Origin of the sequence: Rhizobium anhuiense (genome assembly GCF_003985145.1) — a bacterium.
GTDB lineage: Bacteria > Pseudomonadota > Alphaproteobacteria > Rhizobiales > Rhizobiaceae > Rhizobium > Rhizobium anhuiense.
This window is the reverse complement of record NZ_ML133529.1, coordinates 1-16,439: the sequence shown is the minus strand read 5'-3', so window position 1 is coordinate 16,439 and position 16,439 is coordinate 1. Positions and strand designations below refer to the sequence as shown.

Genomic DNA, 16,439 nt, shown 5'->3' with positions numbered 1-16,439 from the left:
ATGTGATATGTGCTAAATTTGATCGTGAAAACCGGAGTGAACCAGTGTCAATCATCACGCAACGAGGCAATCTCGCGGAAATCGTCGTTGCAAAGCTGATGGAACGGATCGATTCCGGTCTTTATGCCCCGGGCGAGAAAATTCCGTCAAGTGCCCAGCTATGCGAAGAGTTCGGGGTTTCCCGAACCGTCATTCGCGAGGCGCTCACCTCCCTCAAGGTGGGCGGACGGGTGACAGCGCGGCAGGGTGCGGGGGTCTATGTCAGCGAGAAGGACGCAAAGACCCTCAATTTCGAGATCAGCCGCATCGAGGACATTCGCTCGGCGATGCAGATCCTGGAATTACGGCTCGGCGTCGAGATCCAATCCGTTGCCCTTGCAGCGTCGAGGCGCACGCCGGAGGCGCTGGCAGAAATTGCCCGCGCCTATGACAACCTTGAAAACCTGGTGACGGACGATGCCGAGGTCGAGGCCCGCGCCGATTTCGAATTCCATCTTGCAATCGCCCGCGCCACCCGCAATCCCCACTTCCCGAGTTTTCTGGAAGCGGTGATAGAGAGCATCAATTTCGAACTCGTGCTCAAACATCGCCAATCGGCGCGCGGCTACAGCACCTACCTGAAGAAGATCAATAAGGAACACGCCGCTATTCTGGCCGCGATCACCCAAGGTGATGCCAAGGCTGCCAAGGCCGCGCTGATCGTCCATCTGGAGGAAAGCCTCCATCGCTACCGCACGATGCTCAATGAGCCGGCGAGCAGCGAAACAGAGGATTGATGCGCACCGCCTGCTTTTCAGGCGGTGCGTTTTCCTGCGATCACTTCCCCGCAATCACTTAGCCGTAATCACTTTCCCTGGGCGATCGCCTGTTCGCGAATTTGCGTCAGTGTCATTTTCGGTGTCAGCGCTTCCGGATCGATCCGGATTTCGATGAGACCCGGCTTGCCTGACGCCTCGCAGCGTTCGAAGGCGCCGGCGAAGTCCTCGGTTTTTTCCACGGTCTCGCCGTGGAGGCCATAGGATCGCGCCAGCGCGGCAAAATCCGGGTTCGTCAGGCGGGTAGCGGAGACGCGACCGGGATAGCTGCGCTCCTGATGCATGCGGATCGTGCCATACATGCCGTTGTTGATGACGAGGAAGACCACCCGAGCGTCATACTGCATGGCGGTTGCAAGCTCCTGGCCGTTCATCAGGAAACATCCGTCGCCGGCGAAGGCAACGACCGTGCGCGCGGGATCGGTGATCTTGGCGGCGATCGCCGCCGGCACGCCGTAGCCCATGGAACCGTTCGTCGGTCCGAGCTGGGTGCGGAAGGTGCGGTACTGATAGAAACGATGCGCCCAGGCGGAATAGTTGCCGGCGCCGGTGGTCAGGATGGCGTCGGGCTTGAGATGGCCGCGCAGCCATTCCATGATATCACCCATCTGCACCGGCCCCGGGACCTCGGAATGCGCGAGGTTTTCGAGGTAGTCGGCATGGGTCGCTCGGGTCCAATCCTTCCACACCGGCGCAGATGATGGATTCAACTTTGCCGCCTGCGACAGGAAACCCGCGACGCTGGCGTTGATCGGCAATCGCGCGTGATAAACGCGCCCCAATTCCTCCGCGCCCGGATGGATATGAACGAGCGACTGCTTCGGCACTGGAATGTCGATCAGCGTATAGGCGCCTGTCGTCATCTCTCCGAGACGGGCGCCAATGGAGATCAGCAGGTCGCAATCCTTCACATGGCGGATCAACTTCGGCCCTGCGGCAAGGCCGAGATCGCCGGCATAATTCTCGTGCTTATTGTCGAACAGATCCTGGCAGCGGAAGGAAGCGGCGACCGGCAGGCTGAAGGCCTCCGAAAACGCTTTCAGGTCGACAACGGCCTGCTGCGTCCAGCCGCCGCCGCCGACAACGACCAGCGGGCGCTTCGCCTCGGAGAGAAGGCCGAGCAATTCTTCGAATTGCTCGGGGCCGGCAAAGCCCTCGACCCGCTTGTAAGGTGGAGTGTCGGCGACATCGACCATATCGGTCAGCATGTCTTCCGGAAGAGCGACGACCACCGGCCCGGGCCGGCCGTTGACGGCCCGGTGGAACGCCTGGCTGATGAGCTCGGGAATGCGGGCGGCATCCTCGATCTCGACGACCCACTTCGCCATCTGGCCGAACATGCGGCGATAATCGATCTCCTGGAATGCTTCGCGCTCCATCTGATCACGCGCCACCTGGCCGATGAACAGGATCATCGGTGTCGAATCCTGGAAAGCCGTATGCACACCGACGGAAGCATTGGTCGCGCCCGGCCCGCGGGTGACGAAGCAAATGCCGGGTTTGCCGGTCATCTTGCCGTAGGCTTCCGCCATATAGGCAGCGCCACCTTCCTGCCGGCAGACGATGAATTCAATAGCGTCTTCCATGTCGTGAAAGGCGTCGAGGGCGGCAAGATAACTTTCGCCCGGCACGCCGAACACGCGCTCGACACCGTGGATGCGCAAGGCATCGACGAGCACCTGGCCGCCACTGCGCTTCAATGTTTCATTTCTCATCGGGAGCCCCTCTCCTTGTACGTTAAATGACGGCGTCTTCGAGGAAGGGCCGGTGTGCCGTCACTCGTTCATAGCCAAATGGCGAAAGATCGAGCGTCTTGAAGCCACCATAGGCAATCAGTTCCGAGAGACCCCGTCCCATCGCCGGCGACTGCTGGAGACCGTGCCCCGAAAAGCCGTTTGCGAAGAGGAAATTGCTGACCTCAGTATGCGGTCCGAGGACGACATTGTGATCGAGGGTGCAATAATCGTAGTGGCCGGCCCAGGAATTGACGACCTTGATCGCCTCGAAGGCCGGAACCCGGTTCGCCATGATCGGCCAGATTTCCTCATCGAATTCGTCGTGCATGACGTCGAAATCGTTGGGATCGACCTCCGGATCGTGCTTGGGATAGGTACCCATCAGATAGAATTTGCCCTCGGGCCGGAAGAAAACGCCGGTGGGGTCGATCGTCAGGCCGACCTTTCCTTCGAGCGGTGTGCGGCAATCGACGACGAACAGCGAGCGTCGGCGTGGCTCGACGGGAACGTCGAGCCCGGCCATGCGGGCGACCTTTTTACCGTTGGTGCCCGATGTGTTGACCATCGTGCCGCAAGCGATCGTCTGGCCGCTCTTCGTCGACACGGAAACGATGCGGTCTCCCTCTCTGTTGACGGCAACGACTTCGTCTTCGATATATTCGACGCCCAAAGAGCGCGCTTTCTTGCGGAAGCCCTGGAGCAGGCCGACGCTGTCGAACCAGCCTTCGCCCCGTTCGCCGGTGCTGCCGAGCGTCAGTCCTTCCAGGTTCAACCAGGGAAACCGCCGGCCGAGGCCGTCAGGATCGAGCAGCGTGACATCAGCCCCGCAGGAGATCTGGGTCTCGTGGTTGCGCCGGAGAACCTGATCGCCGCGTTCGTCCTCGGCGAGGAACAAATACCCGGCCTCATGGAAACCGATCTCCGGCGTATCGTCGTCGACGGCGACGTTTTCCTTGAAGTTGCGGATGAACTCCGTCCCGAACTGCGAGACTTTGACGTTGATCGCATTCGAGAACTGGTGACGGATGGAGCTGGAAGAGAGCGCGGTGGCCGACCGCTGATAGGTCCAGTCCTTCTCGATCACCAGGACCGATCCGTTGAAATCGGGGTTGGTCGCCAGAAAATATGCCGTCGAACTGCCAACCACTGCACCGCCGACGATCACCACGTCATAGGACGACTTGGAAGCTTGCATCGGTGCGTCTCACTTCTTCTCGTCTTCATAATGGCCGGCAGCCGCAAAGCTGCCGCCCTGGAAGCGCACCGCCGGATCGTTGGGATCGCCTTGTTTCGTCTTCGCAAAGACCTTGTCCGCGTAATCGTCGGCGCTGTCTTCCGGCTTGTATCCAAGCGATGCCGCCGTGCGGTTGTCCCAGAAGGCCTGGCTGTTGTCGGACATGCCATAGGCGACCATGAAGCCGACGCGTTCGGCCGACAGGCTCTTTTCGACGAGCTGGCGGCAATCGCGATAGGAAAGCCAGGTGATGAGATGGCGCCGGTCCGTCGGCTCCGGGAAAGACGAGCCGATGCGCAGGCTCACGGTCTCGATCCCGAACTTGTCGAAATAGTAACGGCCGAGGTTTTCGACGAAGGTCTTCGACACGCCGTAGAGACTGTCGGGGCGGGTCGGTACGTTGCCGTCGATCGTCTCGGTGCGCTCGTAAAACCCGATGGCGTGAACGGAGCTGGCATAGACGATGCGCTTGACGCCATGCTGGCGCGCCGCCTCATAGATGTTGTAGCTGCCGACGATGTTGGCGTTGAGGATGGTGTTCCAGGGAGCTTCCAGCCCCTGACCGCCCATATGAATGATGGCGTCGCAACCCTCCACGGCTTTGGAAACGGCGTCGAAGTCGGAAAGGTCCGCCGGGAAATCTTCCTCGTGCGGCGCGAGGTTGTCGCAGGGCTTGCGTGCGGACAGCCTGACGATCTTGCCGAGCCTTGTTCCGGATTCGCGCAACTGGGTTCCCAGAGCGCCGGCCGCGCCGGTCAGAAGCGTGCGCTGATAATCGGTCATCGAATTTTCCCTTTAGCGAAGTTTAGCCAGTGCATCGGCGGTGCGCTCGATGGCAATGGCAAGATTGTCGCGCGATGTCGCGAAGGAAAGGCGAATATAGGGTTCGACACCGAAAGCGGCACCCGGAACGGTTGCGACCTTGCCTTCCCTGAGGAGATAGGAGGCCAATTCGGTGTCGTTGGAAATCCCGGCGCCGTCGGGCGCCGTCTTGCCGATATAGTGGGCGCATTTCGGAAAGAGGTAGAAGGCCCCTTCCGGTGCCCGCACCTCAAGACCGGGTATCGCGCTGAAGCCCCTTGCGACGAGTTCGCCGCGCGCCTTGTATTCGGCAACCGCTGTCGTCACGAAGTCCTGGGGACCGTTGAGCGCTGCGGCGGCGGCAAACTGGGTGATGGAGGACGGGCAGGTCGTGCTCTGGGACTGAAGCTTGTTGAGGACCCTGGTCAGTTCCCGCGGGCCGGCCGCATAACCGAGGCGCCATCCCGTCATGGCGTAGGCCTTGGATACGCCGTTGATGATGAGCGTGCGGTCCTTCAGCTCCGGGCAAGCGACGACGAAGGACGTGAAAGGCACCTCGCCGCAGACGATATGCTCGTAGATCTCATCCGACATGATCGCCACATGGGGGTGGCGCGCCAGCACCGCGCCAAGCGCCTTCAGTTCGTCCGCCGTATAGATCGCCCCTGTCGGATTGGAGGGAGAGTTGAACAGGAACCACCGCGTCTTCGGCGTGATGGCTGCTTCCAGCCGCTCGGCTGTGATCTTGAAGGCATCCTCGACACCGCAAGGCACGGTTTTGGGAATGCCGCCATGCAGGATGACGATGTCGGTATAGGAGACCCAGTAAGGCGCCGGCACGACCACCTCGTCGCCGGGCTCCAGCGTTGCCAGGAACGCATTGAAGAGTATCTGCTTGGCGCCGTTGCCGATGGAAATCTCATCCATGGCGTAGTCGAGGCCGTTCTCGCGTTTGAACTTGGCGACGATCGCTTCGCGCAGTTCCACCAGTCCGTCCGGCGCGGTATAGCGGGTAAGCCCCTTGCGCATCGCCTCGATCGCCGCCTGGACGATATGATCGGGCGTATCGAAATCGGGCTCGCCGAGCGAGAGGTCGACGACATGCTCTCCCCTGGCCCGCATCGCCTTGGCGGCGATCGACACCGCCATGGACGGCGAGGATTTGATCGTCGCGACGCGCTTGCTTTCGAATGCAATCATATTCATGCCTTGCCTCCCTGGGTCCGGCCCCTGCCGTAGGCTTCAGCCTGTTCTTCGGTGATGTATCCATGCCTCAGGTCGTGTTCGATCGCGTCAGTCGGGCGATTTGCCGGATCGCCGTAACCGCCGCCGCCCGGAAGCGACAGAACGAGGCGCCGGCCTTCCGGCACGAATTGAAGCCCCTTGCCCTTGAGAACCGTACCGTCGTCGAGCGCAACGGCGCCGGCCGTGCCGCTCTGTCCGCCTTCGCGGCCGCGTGCGGGGTGGCCGAGCCTGTCGAACATGGCGGAGAAGCGGAAGCTGAAACCTTCGGCCGCTTCGATCTCGATCATCTGGCCGAGACCGCCGCGTTGCGCGCCGGCACCCCCTGACCCCTCGCGCAACTCCTTGCGCCAGATGATGACGGGGCCGACATTTTCCGTCGCCTCGATCGGCATCGTGTGCACGCCGCTCGGAAAGGCGGTGGCGTTCAAGCCATCGAGAGCGGCACGCGCGCCGGAGCCGCCGGAATTGAACATCAGGATTTCCGCGCCCTTGCCGCCGATCTGATCGGAGACGGAGCGCACGCTCATATGCAGGTTCCAGAGTGCGCTGGCACCCTCCGCAGGAACCTGGCCCGGAAGCGCCTGATGCAGCGCGCCGAGCACGAGGTCCGGCACGAAATGGCCGAGAACGTGGCGGACGGCGACCGGCGCCGGCCGCTTGGCATTGAGGATGCAGCCTTCCGGCGCCACGACGTCGAAGGGTGCTAGCGAGGCCGCATTGTTGGGAATTTCCGGCGCCACGACGCATTTGATGCCGTAGCAGGCATAGGCCTTGGCGTAGACGAGCGGCACATTGATGCCGAACTTGCTCATGCCGGAGGTGCCATCGAAATCGACCACGACTCCCTCGGGACCGATGGTAAGTCTTGCGGCGAGATGCACCGGCTCATCATAGCCGTCGAGATCCAGGCTATAATCCCAGGAGCCGTGCGGAAGATTCTTCAGCCGCTCCAGCGTTGCCTCGCGGCTGTGCTTGAGGATGAAGCCGCCGATCGTCGACAAATCAGGAAGATTGAATTCCGTCAGCATGTCGACGAGCCGGCGATGGCCCGTTTCATTGCAGGCGGCGAGCGCATAGAAGTCGCCGACGACCTTATCGTTTTCGCGGACATTGTTGCGCACGATATGGATCAGCGTCCGGTTCAGCTCGCCGCGCTCGAAGAATTTCATGATCGGGATGAAGATGCCCTCTTCATAGACTTCACGGGCATCCGGGCCGAAACCGCGACCGCCGACATCGACGACATGCGCGGTCGAGGCAAAATAACCGACCAACTTGCCGTGATGGAAGGAGGGCGTGACGACGGTGATGTCGTGCAGATGGCCCGTTCCCTTCCATGGATCGTTGGTGATGTAGACGTCGCCTTCGAAGATATTGTCCGGCCCGATATCGGCAATGAAATGCGCGACGGATTCCGCCATGGCGTTGACGTGGCCGGGCGTGCCGGTAACCGCCTGCGCCAGCATGCGGCCTTCCAGGTCGAAGACGCCGGCCGACAGATCGCCCGCCTCGCGTACGGAGGTGGAGAAGGCCGTGCGGATCAGCGTCTGCGCCTGCTCCTCGACGACGGAGATCAGCCGGTTCCACATGACCTGCATATGGATATCGATCATGGATTGGTTCATGTGACTATCCTCAGATCCGGGTTACGAGAAGGCAGCCATCGCGCTGAACGACGGCCTTGAAAGAGACGGTGAGAACCGTCGAGGTCTCGCGCTCGACGATGACGGCGGGGCCCTTGACCACGTCGCCGGGCGTCAGGCCGGTACGCTCGTGAATGCCGGCTTCGAGATAGGCGCCCTGCGCAGCCTCGAACAGGCGGCGCGTCTTGCCAGGCTGCACGACATTGCCTTCGGCGATGGAGGATACGCGCTCCACCGGCGGCAGCGGCGAGCTCGCCTTGACCGACCAGCTGACGATCTCGATATCGAGACCTTCGATGGCGCGGCCGAAGAAACGCTCATATTCCTTTTCGAACGAGGCGGCGATCGTCTCAGCACTCGCGGCGTCGAAATTGTCATCGGCAAGCGGGACCGGGATATCCCAGCCCTGCCCGGCATAACGCATGAACAGCGTGCGTTCGATCACCGGGGAGCCCGCGTCGAGCCCGCCTTCGACGAAGCCCAACGCCTCAGCCTTCATGGCTTGGAGGAGCCGGTTGGCCTCGGAATATTCGAAATTCGACAGGTTGAAGACGGCGCTGCGGACGGACTCATAGCCGAACGGCGCCTTGAGGAATCCGATCGCCGAACCAACGCCGGCGCCCGGCGGAACGAGGAAGGTCGAGATGCCCATTTTTTCACAGAGGCGCGCGGCATGCAGCGGTCCGGCGCCGCCGAAGGTGATCATGGTGAAATCGGAAATGTTCTTGCCGTTCTCGACGGTGTGGACGCGGCCGGCATTGGCCATGTTTTCGTCGACCATTTCGCACGTGCCGTAAGCTGATGCTTCCGGATCGAGGCCGATGACCGAGCCGATATCGTCGCTCATTGCCCGGCGGCTCGCCTCGACGGAAAGCGGGATGGCGCCGCCCGCGAAATTGGCGGGATCGAGCTTGCCGAGGATCAGGTCCGCATCGGTGACGGTGGGGTTCTTGCCGCCGCGCTGATAACAGGCCGGGCCGGGCTCCGAGGCCGCCGAGTGCGGCCCGACGCGGATCTGGCGCATTGCGTCGACCGAAGCGATCGAACCGCCGCCCGCGCCGATTTCGACCATCTCGACGACGGGGATGGAAATCGGCATGCCGGATCCCTTGCGGAATCGATAGGTGCGCGCGACTTCGAACGTCTTGGCCGTCTTCGGCACCTGGTTTTCGATCAGGCAGATCTTGGCGGTCGTGCCGCCCATATCGAAGGAAAGAACCGTATCGAGACCATATTGACGGGCAATGTCGGCCGCGAAGATCGCGCCGCCCGCCGGACCGGATTCGACCAGACGCACCGGAAACTCGGAGGCGCTCTCGACCGAGACGATCCCGCCGCCGGAATGGATCATGAAGACCGGGCAGCCGACTCCGATCTCCTTCAGCGACACGACGAGACGGTCGAGATAGGATTTGATCGCCGGCTTGACATAGGCATTGGCGCAAACCGTGTTGAAGCGCTCGAACTCGCGCATCTGCGGCGAAACTTCCGACGAGATCGAAACGGAAATGCCGGGAAGGCGCTTCAGGATCGCATCGCGGACGGCGACTTCGTGCGCGCCATTCGCATAGGCATGAATGAAGCCGACCGCGACGCTTTCATAGCCGCCTGCGGCAACCTTCTCGACGACGGCTGCGACCGAAGCCTCATCCAGAGCGAGCAGAACCTTGCCCTGCGCATCGATACGCTCCCGGATGACGAATCGGTCGGCGCGGGCAATGAGCGCCGGCGGCAGGGAGATATTGAGATCATACTGCTCGAAACGGTTCTCAGTGCGCATCTCGAGCACGTCACGAAAACCTTCCGTCGTCACGAAGGCGGTTTTGGCGCCGCGCCGCTCGATGAGCGCATTGGTGGCGAGCGTCGTGCCATGAATCAGGATGCCGATCTCTGAAAGAGCGATACCCGCCATGTCGGCGACGGCCTTCACGCCCTTGAGGATCGCCCGCTCCGGTGCCGTATAATCCGTCAGGATCTTCGTCGAGTGAAGCGTCCCATCGAGGTCGAGAGCGATATCCGTAAAGGTGCCGCCGATATCGACGCCCACCCGGCAGTTTCGTGGCGTGCTGCTCACCGTCTTGTTCCCCGCTTTCTTAACGTTGGAGGCCGCGCTCGCGCAGCCATGCGTCGTGCCATTCTTCACTGTTGCAAACGACACTGCAACATTTCCGCTTGACGATCTTCGTATATGTCACTTATCATATAAGTGTCAATTAAGAAAAGGATCGAAAATCTCGAAATCCGCTCTTCTCCGCAACTGCGGAGCAGAGAAATTACCTAACAAAAATAATATCTTCGCCTTTGATGCGAAGCATGAACGCGGACTGAACCGCGTCGAGAACCATTAAAAACCAGAGAGCTTCAACCAGAGGGAAAAGCACATGAAATCCATCTCGAAACTTCTGAGCGCCACCGCTGTGGCCTCCGCCTTGCTGTTTTCCAGCGCTTTGGCCGCCGACACGGTCAAGATCGGCGTCGCCGGCCCCTTTACCGGCGCCAATGCGACCTTCGGCGAGCAGGTGTTCAGCGGCGTGTCCGCCTATGTCAGCGACGTCAATGCGTCGGGCGGCATCAATGGCAAGAAGATTGAACTGGTGAAGGGTGACGACGCCTGCGAACCGAAGCAGGCCGTGGCCGTCGCCAATCGTTTCGTCGACCAGGACAAGGTTCAGGCCGTGATCGGGCATTTCTGCTCGTCCAACACGATCCCGGCTTCGGAAATCTACAATGATGCCGGCATCCTCGAAATGACGCCGTCCTCGACCAATCCGACCGTCACCGATCGCGGTTTCGACAATCTGTTCCGTGGCTGCGGCCGTGATGACCAGCAGGCCGTCGTCGCCGGCAGCTTCATCCTGGATACGCTGAAGCGGGACAAGATCGCGCTCATCCACGACAAGGACACCTATGGCCAGGGCCTGGTGGACGCCGTCAAGAAGACGATCGAAGCACGCGGAATCAAGCCGGTGATGTACGAAGGCCTGACCCGTGGCGAACGTGACTTCAACGCGCTCGTCACCAAGATCAAGAGCTCCGGCGCCAACGCCGTTTATTTCGGCGGCCTCATTCCCGAAGGCGGCCCGTTGATCCGCCAGCTGAAGGAACAGGGTGTCGACGTAGTCGTCGTCAGCGGCGATGCTTTCGCGCAGACGGAACTCGTCGCAGCCGCCGGCGGGCCTGAGAATCTGAAGAACGTCTATTATTCGGCGACGCCCGATCCGCTGGCCGATCCCTCCACGCAGGGCGTCCAGGATGCGTTGAAGAAAGCCAACATCACGCCGGCCAACTACGTGCTCTATGGCTACGCCAATGCGCAGGCCATCGTCGCTGCGCTGAAGGCCGGCGACGAGCTGGAGGCCCAGGCCGACTATCTCCGCAACAACACGGTCGATTCTGCCATCGGCAAAATCACCTGGGACGCCAAGGGCGACATCAAGGACTTCAAGTTCGTCTTCTACAACTTCGACGACAAGGGAACCCCTGTCTTGGTGAAGTAAGGCATTTTGCCCGAGTTGGCCGGACCGCAAGGTTCGGCCGGCTTATCCATCCCCGAAAACCATAAGAGGGGTTCACCATGGACTTTTACATCCTGGTTCAACAATTGTTCAATGGCATCACGCTGGGGACGATCTACGGTCTGATCGCGGTCGGATACACCATGGTCTACGGCGTCATCCGGATGATCAACTTCGCCCATGGCGACGTCTATATGGTATCGGCCTATATCGCCGCCATCACACTCGCCGTGCTTGGCTATTTCGGCGTTCAGTCGGTTCCCTTCGCCTTGATATCCGTGCTGGTGATCAGCTGCGCGATCACGGCCGTCTATGGCTGGGTGATCGAACGCGTCGCCTATCGGCCGCTTCGCGGCTCGACCAAGCTTGCTCCGCTGATATCGGCCATCGGCATCTCCTTGATGCTGCAGAGCTATGTCCAGATCGCTCAGGGCGCACGCGACCAGGGCGTGCCGACACTCATCCAGGGTGCGTTTCGCATCGGTGGCGATGTCCACTTCGCACAGATCACCTATATGCAGACGGTGATCCTGTTCGCGTCGCTGATCGCCATGGGCATACTGACCTATGTGATCAACTACACCAGGATCGGCCGCGAATGCCGTGCCACCCAGCAGAATATCCGGATCTCCGCGATACTGGGGGTGAACACCGACCGGATCATTTCGGCCGTGTTCGTCATGGGCGCGGCCACGGCCGCCGTCGGCGGCACGCTCGTCACCTTCAATTACGGCTCCTTCAACTTTTTCATCGGCTTCGTCATGGGCATCAAGGCCTTCACGGCCGCAGTGCTCGGCGGGATCGGTTCACTGCCCGGCGCCGTGCTCGGCGGTATCGTCCTCGGCCTGACCGAGGCTCTGTTCGCAGGCTATGTCAGCACCGACTACAAGGACGTCTTCGCCTTTGCGTTGCTCATCACCCTCCTGTTTTTCCGACCGTATGGCCTGCTTGGCCGGCCGGAAATCCAGAAAGTCTGAGAGAGGAGCAAGAAACCATGGAATCCAACCGCCTTCGCGCGCTCGTCAGGCAAGCGCTCCTCACCTTTACGGTCTCCCTCATCCTGTTCGGTCCGATCTCGGGACTGGTGCTCGAGGGATTTTCGTTCACCAACGAACTGATACGCGCGGTGTTGCTGGCTGCCGTCGTCACGGCAGGACGTCTAGCACTCTCGCTGTTCCAGATGAGCAGCCCCGGCCGAAAACTCATCCGGCGCATCGCAGGCAACGGTGCCGGCGTGACCGTCATGACCGGCAAGGAAAGGTCGCCGGCGCTGCTCCTTGCCGTGCTGTTTCTCGCAGGGCTGAGCCTGCCGTTTTTTGCCGACAAATACCTCCTGGGTATCGCGATCCTCGCCCTGATCTATTGCCTGCTCGGCCTGGGGCTCAACATCGTCGTCGGGCTTGCTGGCCTGCTCGATCTTGGCTACGTCGCCTTCTACGCCGTCGGCGCCTATCTCCTGGCGCTCGGATCGCAATATCTCGGCATCGGGTTCTGGGGCGCTCTGGTGCTCGCCCCATTCCTGGCCGGCCTCTTCGGCATGGTCCTCGCCTTTCCCGTTCTCAAGATGCATGGCGACTACCTTGCCATCGTCACGCTCGGATTCGGCGAGATCATTCGTCTTGTGCTGAACAACTGGCTTGATTTCACCGGCGGGCCGAACGGCGCTCCGGTTCCGGCACCCACCTTCCTCGGCCTCGAATTCACTCGTACCGCCAAACAGGGCGGCGTTCCCATTCATGAATATCTGGGCATCCCCTACAGCGCGGACTACCGGTTCTGGTTTCTCTATTTCGTGCTGTTTCTTGTCGTCTGCTTCGTCATCTACGCCGTGGAGCGGCTGCGCGTCATCCCTCTCGGCCGCATGTGGGAAGCGCTGCGCGAAGATGAGATCGCCTGTCGTTCGCTCGGCGTCAATCACGTCTTCACAAAGCTCACGGCCTTCATGCTCGGCGCCTCCACAGGTGGCCTGGCCGGCGTCTTCTTTGCCGCACAGCAGGGCTTCGTGAATCCGACATCCTTCACCTTCTTCGAATCCGCCCTCATCCTGGCCATCGTCGTCCTTGGCGGCCTCGGATCGACGGCCGGCGTCATCTCGGCAGCGCTCGTTCTCACCATTCTTCCGGAACTTCTGCGCGAATTCGCCGAATACCGCGTTCTCGTCTTCGGCATTCTGATGGTGGTGATGATGATCTGGAAACCGCGTGGCCTGGTCCGCATCAAGCGCCCGGCCTTCTTTCCGAGCTCGATGAAAGAAGGCATCGGCAACGAACTGTCCTTTGAGGGCAAGGCGGAGGCGGGACGATGAACGGATCTATCCTCGACGTGCAGAATGTCACGATGCGGTTCGGCGGCATCGTCGCCAACCGGGACGTCAGCTTCTCGGTCGAACGCGGCGCGGTGACCGCCCTGATCGGTCCCAACGGCGCCGGCAAGACGACGATGTTCAACTGCATCACCGGCTTCTATCGCGCCAGCGAAGGCAGCATCATGCTGAACGGACGCGAAGGCCCGACCGATATCGGCCAGTTGGTGACGAAACCGATTACCGGCGGCTCGCACCTCGTGACACGCGCCGGGATTGCCAGGACGTTCCAGAACATCCGCCTGTTCAAGGAAATGTCGGTTATCGAGAACCTTCTGATCGCCCAGCACCTCACCACCCGCAACAACATCCTCAGCGGTGTTTTCCGGACTGGAGCGTTCCGCAAGGCCGAGGGAGAGGCCATCGATCGTGCCTATTACTGGCTCGGGCAGATGAAGCTTGCCGACGACGCCAACCGCCTGGCCGGTGAACTGCCTTACGGCCGGCAGCGCCGCGTCGAGATCGCTCGCGCCATGTGCACGGGCCCGAGCCTCATATGCCTCGACGAACCAGCCGCGGGCTTGAACCCCTCCGAAACGCTGGATCTGGCGGAAGTCATACAGCGGCTCTGTGACGATCACGATCAGACGGTTCTCGTCATCGAACACGACATGGGCCTCGTCATGCGCATTTCGAACCACATCGTCGTGCTCGATCATGGCGAGGTGATCTCCGACGGCACGCCTGAGCATGTCGCCAATGACCCGGCCGTCGTCGCCGCTTATCTCGGTGTCAGCGAAGAAGAGGTACCAGCATGAGCCAATCGTCCGACACGCAGGTACCGCTTCTCGAATTCGCCGGCGTCCATGCTCATTACGGCGCGGTCGAAGCGCTGAAGGCGGTAAACGTCCACATCTCCGCCGGTGAGATCGTCAGCCTGATCGGTGCAAACGGCGCCGGCAAGACCACGCTGCTTTCTTCTATTTTCGGCGCCCCGCGCGCCTCATCGGGCAAGATCCTGCATCGTGGCGAAGATATCTCCCATATGCCGACCAGCAGGATTTCCCGGCGTGGCATCGCGCTCGTTCCGGAGGGCCGGCAGATCTACCAGGAGATGTCCGTCGAGGAGAATATGATGATGGGCACGACACCGATCGGCATGGCCCATTTCGAAGAAGACCGGAACACCATGTTCGAGCTCTTCCCGCGTCTCAAGGAACGTCGAAACCAGACCGCCGGCACCATGTCCGGCGGCGAGCAGCAGATGCTCGCCATCGCCCGCGCCATGATGGCGCGGCCCGAATTGATCCTGTTCGACGAACCCTCGCTCGGCTTGGCGCCGCTGATCGTCAAGCGCGTTTTCGAGGTTTTGCGGGAAATCGCCGCAATGGGCAAAACGATATTTCTCGTCGAGCAAAATGCCAATCACGCCTTGAAGCTCTCCCAGCGGGCCTATGTCATGGTCAACGGCCGCATTCATCTCTCCGGCGACAGCGCCGCCCTTCTCGACAACCAAGACGTCCGCAAGGCCTATCTCGGGCTGCACTGAACGCAGGGATTTCCATGCTGCACAAGAACCTGATCGCCGGGGAATGGGTTGCCGGCGACGCTTCGGCGAACATAAACCCGTCCAACACCCATGACGTCGTCGGCGAATTTGCCCGCGCCAATGCCGATGACGTCAGGGCTGCCATCGCGGCCGCAAAGTCGGCTTTGCCAGCCTGGTCCCAAGCGCCGATCCTGATCCGCCACGCCATTCTGAAGAAGACCGGCGACGAGATATTGGCGCGCAAGGAGGAGCTCGGACGCCTGCTGGCCCGCGAGGAAGGCAAGACCTTGCCCGAGGCAATCGGCGAAGTCACCCGCGCCGGCCAGATCTTCGATTTCTTTGCGGGCGAGGTTCTCAGGCTGTCGGGAGAAACGCTGCCCTCGGTTCGCCCCGGCGTCGGCATCGACATCACCCGCGAACCGGTCGGCGTCGTCGGAGTGATCACGCCCTGGAACTTTCCGATCGCCATCCCCGCCTGGAAGATCGCGCCGGCCCTTGCCTATGGCAATACGGTCGTCCTGAAACCCGCCGATCTGGTGCCGGGCTCCGCCTGGTCCCTCGTCGAGATCCTTCACCGGGCGGGCGCGCCGGCCGGTGTCGTCAATCTCGTCATGGGACGCGGCAGCGTGGTCGGCCAGACGATGCTCGACAGCCCCGATATCAACGCCCTGACCTTTACCGGGTCGGCAGCGACAGGAAAGCGTGTCGCGCTCGCGTCGATCGAGCATAATCGCAAGTTCCAGCTGGAGATGGGCGGCAAGAACCCCTTCGTGGTCCTTGACGATGCCGATCTCGAGGTCGCCGTCGAGGCGGCCGCCAATTCGTCCTTCTTCTCCACCGGCCAGCGTTGCACGGCATCCTCACGACTGATCGTGACGGAAGGCATTCACGACCGCTTCGTGGCGGCACTTACCAGGCGCCTTGAGGGGCTTGTCGTCGACGATGCTCTGAAGAGCGGCACGCATATTGGTCCCGTCGTCGATGAGGGCCAGTTGCGGCAAGACACCGACTATATCGATATCGGCCGACAGGAAGGCGCAAGGCTTGCCTTCGGCGGCAACCGGCTGGAACGGGCGACACCCGGCTTCTATCTCGAACCCGCGCTTTTCACCGAAGCGACGAACCAGATGCGGATCGCGCGGGAGGAAATCTTCGGCCCGGTCGCCGCCGTCATCCGGGTGAAGGATTACGACGAGGCCCTCGCCGTCGCCAATGATACCAGCTTCGGCCTCTCCTCCGGGATCGCCACCACCAGCTTGAAGCATGCGACGCATTTCAAGCGCAATGCCGAAGCCGGCATGGTCATGGTCAATCTGCCGACGGCCGGTGTCGATTTCCACGTGCCGTTCGGCGGCCGCAAGGGCTCATCCTTCGGCCCGCGCGAACAGGGCCGATATGCCGCGGAATTCTACACCTCGGTCAAAACCGCCTACACGCTTGCATAGGGAAAACCGATGAAAATTCTCGTGCCCGTCAAACGGGTTGTCGACTACAACGTGAAGATCCGGGTTCGTCCGGATGGCACGGGTGTCGAGCTTGCCAATGTGAAGATGTCGATGAACCCGTTCGACGAGATCTCGGTGGAAGAGGCGCTGCGGC

13 protein-coding genes and 1 pseudogene are annotated in these 16,439 nt (G+C 61.3%); 8 read left to right on the top strand and 6 right to left on the bottom strand.

The window, feature by feature from the left end:
- Window positions 1-44 precede the first annotated feature (44 nt).
- Complete coding sequence (locus EEQ99_RS21265; RefSeq protein WP_029868376.1) at window positions 45-776, top strand: FadR/GntR family transcriptional regulator; 732 nt, start codon at window positions 45-47, stop codon at window positions 774-776.
- Window positions 777-844: 68 nt separating this feature from the next.
- On the opposite strand, the gene EEQ99_RS21260 is transcribed toward EEQ99_RS21265, so the two are convergent.
- The 6 genes from EEQ99_RS21260 to EEQ99_RS21235 are packed head-to-tail and all read right to left on the bottom strand — an operon-like array spanning window position 845 to window position 9,548.
- The gene (locus EEQ99_RS21260) at window positions 845-2,530 is read right to left on the bottom strand and encodes a thiamine pyrophosphate-binding protein (RefSeq protein ID WP_127431060.1); all 1,686 of its coding nucleotides are present in this window, start codon (window positions 2,528-2,530) and stop codon (window positions 845-847) included.
- A 22-nt stretch (window positions 2,531-2,552) separates the two neighbouring features.
- Complete coding sequence (locus EEQ99_RS21255; RefSeq protein WP_127431059.1) at window positions 2,553-3,746, bottom strand: NAD(P)/FAD-dependent oxidoreductase; 1,194 nt, start codon at window positions 3,744-3,746, stop codon at window positions 2,553-2,555.
- A gap of 9 nt (window positions 3,747-3,755) precedes the next feature.
- Window positions 3,756-4,568, bottom strand: coding sequence for an NAD-dependent epimerase/dehydratase family protein (locus tag EEQ99_RS21250; protein ID WP_047618800.1), 813 nt, complete (start codon window positions 4,566-4,568; stop codon window positions 3,756-3,758).
- A 12-nt stretch (window positions 4,569-4,580) separates the two neighbouring features.
- Window positions 4,581-5,792 carry a pyridoxal phosphate-dependent aminotransferase gene (locus tag EEQ99_RS21245; RefSeq protein ID WP_164735949.1) on the bottom strand — a complete coding sequence of 404 codons (1,212 nt, stop codon included), beginning with the start codon at window positions 5,790-5,792 and terminating at the stop codon, window positions 4,581-4,583.
- The gene (locus EEQ99_RS21240) at window positions 5,789-7,456 is read right to left on the bottom strand and encodes a hydantoinase B/oxoprolinase family protein (RefSeq protein WP_127431058.1); all 1,668 of its coding nucleotides are present in this window, start codon (window positions 7,454-7,456) and stop codon (window positions 5,789-5,791) included. The genes EEQ99_RS21245 and EEQ99_RS21240 overlap by 4 nt, the downstream gene beginning before the upstream one ends.
- A 10-nt stretch (window positions 7,457-7,466) precedes the next feature.
- Window positions 7,467-9,548 (bottom strand): hydantoinase/oxoprolinase family protein, encoded by a 2,082-nt coding sequence (locus EEQ99_RS21235; RefSeq protein ID WP_127431057.1) that lies wholly within the window; start codon window positions 9,546-9,548, stop codon window positions 7,467-7,469.
- A 307-nt stretch (window positions 9,549-9,855) separates the two neighbouring features.
- On the opposite strand from EEQ99_RS21235, the gene EEQ99_RS21230 reads away from it, so the two are divergent.
- The 7 genes and pseudogenes from EEQ99_RS21230 to EEQ99_RS21200 all read left to right on the top strand — a co-directional run.
- Complete coding sequence (locus EEQ99_RS21230) at window positions 9,856-10,971, top strand: ABC transporter substrate-binding protein (RefSeq protein ID WP_127431056.1); 1,116 nt, start codon at window positions 9,856-9,858, stop codon at window positions 10,969-10,971.
- A 77-nt stretch (window positions 10,972-11,048) separates the two neighbouring features.
- The gene (locus tag EEQ99_RS21225) at window positions 11,049-11,966 is read left to right on the top strand and encodes an ABC transporter permease subunit (RefSeq protein WP_127431055.1); all 918 of its coding nucleotides are present in this window, start codon (window positions 11,049-11,051) and stop codon (window positions 11,964-11,966) included.
- 17 nt (window positions 11,967-11,983) lie between these two features.
- The gene (gene livM / locus EEQ99_RS21220; protein WP_127431054.1) at window positions 11,984-13,294 is read left to right on the top strand and encodes a high-affinity branched-chain amino acid ABC transporter permease LivM; all 1,311 of its coding nucleotides are present in this window, start codon (window positions 11,984-11,986) and stop codon (window positions 13,292-13,294) included.
- The gene (locus tag EEQ99_RS21215) at window positions 13,291-14,109 is read left to right on the top strand and encodes an ABC transporter ATP-binding protein (protein WP_127431053.1); all 819 of its coding nucleotides are present in this window, start codon (window positions 13,291-13,293) and stop codon (window positions 14,107-14,109) included. The genes livM and EEQ99_RS21215 overlap by 4 nt, the downstream gene beginning before the upstream one ends.
- The gene (locus EEQ99_RS21210) at window positions 14,106-14,840 is read left to right on the top strand and encodes an ABC transporter ATP-binding protein (RefSeq protein WP_028755658.1); all 735 of its coding nucleotides are present in this window, start codon (window positions 14,106-14,108) and stop codon (window positions 14,838-14,840) included. Before EEQ99_RS21215 ends, EEQ99_RS21210 begins: the two co-directional genes overlap by 4 nt.
- A gap of 14 nt (window positions 14,841-14,854) precedes the next feature.
- On the top strand, window positions 14,855-16,285 hold the full coding sequence (locus tag EEQ99_RS21205) for an aldehyde dehydrogenase family protein (RefSeq protein WP_028755657.1): 1,431 nt from the start codon (window positions 14,855-14,857) through the stop codon (window positions 16,283-16,285).
- A gap of 9 nt (window positions 16,286-16,294) precedes the next feature.
- Window positions 16,295-16,439 (top strand): annotated as a pseudogene (locus EEQ99_RS21200) (electron transfer flavoprotein subunit beta/FixA family protein); the annotation flags it as partial.

Bases quoted from the DNA above. Each gene is read 5' to 3' on its own strand.
- EEQ99_RS21260 (WP_127431060.1), bottom strand. From the start codon at position 2,530: ATGAGAAATGAAACATTGAAGCGCAGTGGCGGCCAGGTGCTCGTCGAT.
- EEQ99_RS21255 (WP_127431059.1), bottom strand. From the start codon at position 3,746: ATGCAAGCTTCCAAGTCGTCCTATGACGTGGTGATCGTCGGCGGTGCA.
- EEQ99_RS21250 (WP_047618800.1), bottom strand. From the start codon at position 4,568: ATGACCGATTATCAGCGCACGCTTCTGACCGGCGCGGCCGGCGCTCTG.
- EEQ99_RS21245 (WP_164735949.1), bottom strand. From the start codon at position 5,792: ATGAATATGATTGCATTCGAAAGCAAGCGCGTCGCGACGATCAAATCC.
- EEQ99_RS21240 (WP_127431058.1), bottom strand. From the start codon at position 7,456: ATGAACCAATCCATGATCGATATCCATATGCAGGTCATGTGGAACCGG.
- EEQ99_RS21230 (WP_127431056.1), top strand. From the start codon at position 9,856: ATGAAATCCATCTCGAAACTTCTGAGCGCCACCGCTGTGGCCTCCGCC.
- EEQ99_RS21225 (WP_127431055.1), top strand. From the start codon at position 11,049: ATGGACTTTTACATCCTGGTTCAACAATTGTTCAATGGCATCACGCTG.
- livM (WP_127431054.1), top strand. From the start codon at position 11,984: ATGGAATCCAACCGCCTTCGCGCGCTCGTCAGGCAAGCGCTCCTCACC.
- EEQ99_RS21215 (WP_127431053.1), top strand. From the start codon at position 13,291: ATGAACGGATCTATCCTCGACGTGCAGAATGTCACGATGCGGTTCGGC.
- EEQ99_RS21210 (WP_028755658.1), top strand. From the start codon at position 14,106: ATGAGCCAATCGTCCGACACGCAGGTACCGCTTCTCGAATTCGCCGGC.
- EEQ99_RS21205 (WP_028755657.1), top strand. From the start codon at position 14,855: ATGCTGCACAAGAACCTGATCGCCGGGGAATGGGTTGCCGGCGACGCT.